This window comes from uncultured Mucilaginibacter sp. (genome assembly GCF_903913935.1).
Classification (GTDB): Bacteria; Bacteroidota; Bacteroidia; order Sphingobacteriales; family Sphingobacteriaceae; genus Mucilaginibacter.
In genome coordinates this window covers 1-3,295 of record NZ_CAIWNH010000264.1, presented here as the reverse complement: position 1 = coordinate 3,295, position 3,295 = coordinate 1, and the positions used below count along the sequence as shown (strand labels likewise).

General features: G+C 35.9%; 2 protein-coding genes. One reads left to right on the top strand and one right to left on the bottom strand.

What is annotated here, in order from left to right; translation table 11 throughout:
- Positions 1-41: 41 nt before the first annotated feature.
- Complete coding sequence (gene gmd / locus QZY09_RS10260) at positions 42-1,157, bottom strand: GDP-mannose 4,6-dehydratase (RefSeq protein WP_295672044.1); 1,116 nt, start codon at positions 1,155-1,157, stop codon at positions 42-44.
- Between the two features lie 620 nt (positions 1,158-1,777).
- Here gmd and QZY09_RS10255 point away from each other — a divergent pair.
- Positions 1,778-2,440, top strand: coding sequence for a WecB/TagA/CpsF family glycosyltransferase (locus QZY09_RS10255; protein ID WP_367119206.1), 663 nt, complete (start codon positions 1,778-1,780; stop codon positions 2,438-2,440).
- Positions 2,441-3,295: the final 855 nt, after the last annotated feature.

Here is a 3,295-nt window from a genome sequence, read left to right as displayed (position 1 = left end):
ACAATTATAATATTGGGCTAGTTGTATAATAAATAGAAAGTTTATTCAAACTGGTTTTTAATTGCGTAACCCGCTTCTTTAAGCAGTCTTTCTTTCTGGAATAACTCAAGATCGGCGGCTACCATTTCTTCAACCAATTGCTGTAAATTGTATTTTGGCTTCCATCCAAGCTTTGTCATTGATTTGGAAGGGTCACCAATTAGCAGTTCAACTTCGGTTGGCCTGAAATAACGGGGGTCTACAGAAACAATTTCTTTTCCCGGTTCAATTTGAAAGTCGGGGTTACTGCAATAAACCGCATAACCTTTTTCATCGGCGCCTTCACCCCTGAATTCCAACTCAATGCCAACCTCGGCAAATGCCAAACGAACAAACTCCCTTACGCGGGTGGTAACACCTGTCGCGATCACAAAATCTTCGGGCTGATCCTGCTGCAGGATCAGGTACATAGCTTCTACATAATCTTTAGCGTGGCCCCAATCGCGTTGTGCATCCAGGTTGCCTAAAAAAAGTTTTTCCTGTAGCCCCATAGCAATTTTAGCTACTGCCCTGGTAATTTTGCGCGTAACAAATGTTTCCCCACGCAAAGGGCTCTCATGATTAAACAAGATGCCGTTGCAAGCGTACATGCCGTATGCTTCACGGTAATTAACAGTTATCCAGTAGGCATAAAGTTTAGCTACAGCATAAGGGCTGCGAGGATAAAATGGGGTAGTTTCTGATTGAGGAACAGCCTGTACCAAACCGTATAGCTCTGATGTTGAGGCCTGGTATATCCGTGTTTTTTTCTCAAGGCCTAATATCCTGATCGCTTCAAGTAGCCGCAGCGTTCCAATGCCATCGGCGTTCGCAGTATATTCGGGGGTATCGAAACTAACTTTTACATGCGACATTGCACCAAGGTTATAAATTTCATCAGGCTGAACCTGTTGCACGATCCTGATCAGGTTTGTTGAGTCGCTCAGATCCCCAAAATGAAGGACCATGTTACACTCAGCATCATGTGGGTCATGGTATAAATGATCAATTCGTTCCGTATTAAATAATGAAGAACGTCGTTTTATGCCATGAACTTCATATCCTTTTGATAATAGTAATTCAGTTAGATAGGCACCGTCCTGTCCGGTGACTCCAGTAAGTAATGCTTTCTTTTTCATGTAAAGTGATGTTTTTCAATAGATAATTAATCGTTTTGCGCAGGCATAAACGAGTATAGATATTAACCTTAATTTAAATTTTAAGTTTTTTTAAAATTAGCGTAACATTTCATGTAAAGGGATGTTTTTCAATAGATAATTAATCGTTTTGCGCAGGCATATATGAGTGTAAATATTAACCTTAATTTAAATTTTAATATTTTTTGTAAAATTAGCGTAACATTTTGAATATTGCAACGTTTATTATTTAGAAAATAACTTAATTATTTTGCGTTTTTTGTAAATATTGGGCATGATAATTAGCTTATAAGTAACTAAACAGTAAAATGTGATAAATATTATATTTTACACACAGGTATCTAAATGTTGCTTTTAAAGAAAAGCACTAGAAGCTCAATAAATGCTTAAATGAATTTTTGGATTAACAAGAAAAAATATTGAAGATGAACTCCAGAATGTTAAACAAGAAAAGAATTTTGTCAATCAACGTATCCGAAGGGGCATTTGGTGAATTTGTAAATTCAATTCTTGCTTTAGGCAGAAAAAGAAAGTCGTCGTATGTCTGTGTTGCGAATGCACATATGTTGGTGGAGGCGCATTGATCAAAGGATTATCAAAAAATAATCAATGAGGCTGAAATTATTACTCCAGATGGTGTGCCGATTTCCAAATGTTTCAAATTATTGTACCGAATTAACCAAGACAGAGTCGACGGAATGAGCATGCTACCTATGTTAATTAAAAAAGCAGTTGAAGAAAATCTTTCTGTTTATTTTTATGGGGGGTCACCAGAACTAATTATTCAAGCTAAGTCGTTTTTAAATACAAATTATCCTTTACTGAATATTGCTGGAATCTACTCTCCTCCATTTCGATATCTTACTGAAGCTGAAAAATCTGCAGTTGCTATTAATATTAATAGTTCTGGAGCGAATATTGTATTTGTTGCACTGGGATGTCCCAAACAAGAACAATGGATGGCGGAAATGAAAGATAAGGTTCAATCCGTAATGATCGGTATTGGGGGCGCTCTGCCTGTATTTATAGGATTACAAAAACGTGCACCGAAATGGATGCAAAAAGGTAGCCTTGAATGGTTATATCGGCTTATATTGGAACCGAAAAGGTTGTTTAAAAGATATATGATTACAAATAGCGTTTTTTTATGGCTTTTGGTATTAGAAAAAATGAAATTCATCAGCCCTCAATATCGAGCTGCATTAGAAGATATGAATAAAATCGAAGCAATTAAGCCAGAAAATGAAAAAATTTATATTTCTTAATCAATATAACGCTCCTAACTTATCAGTTCAGCATAAAAGCCTTGTTCCAGTCAGAAAATACTAATACTTAAGTATTTGAAACGTCAATTGTTTTTGTATTCTTTGAAACAAACAGGCGCATTTCTCTAAATATAATGACAGGTAATACAATATCGGGCGCATCTACCGCAAGCCGTTCTCTTGTATATCAGTTAATCAATCCCCCTATTTGGGTTCATCCGTGTACACGTTTCACGGTCGCTATGGTTTGCCGGTGACCATACAACGTTTTATTATAATGCAGGGGCAATCATCCCTCTTGTTTAATGGTCGTCAAATTCACTTCATCAAACAAAGCTTTAGAAAGATTTGTTTGTTATCTTGAAAATTATGTCTTCACCTTTATAAATAAAGTTTCATCAACGGCTTTTGTCGCCGCTAATTTTTCAAACTTCATTTCCACTGTAATAATTATCCGCAAACCTATACATTGTGGTTTCATTAAAAAATACCAACTAACTTGTATTGTATGCCCTATCGCCGCTCAATAACTTGCGCCTCGAAATTGACCCTGCCACTAAAATAAAGAATGGCGGTACCCGGCTCATATGCCTGCTGGGTTTCGAGCCTTTAAACGTTAAACCTGAAGGCGAAATCCAGAATAGGTTTAACGCGTGATATACCCAGGACAAGTTTATAAATTATATTTTATACTGTTTAACTTTTAATCAAATTCTAATCTCTTTTTGATGGTTTTTATGAAAAATAATAAACTTTTTAACGTTACTTTGTCGGACGAATTGCAATATGAACGCAAAATATATAAAAATTAAATGCAATAATGTGTATTTTCCTAAATTAAATGCAACAAAATTT

What these genes read in the sequence shown, in the direction of transcription:
- gmd (WP_295672044.1), bottom strand. Translation starts at nt 1,157, where the DNA reads ATGAAAAAGAAAGCATTACTTACTGGAGTCACCGGACAGGACGGTGCC.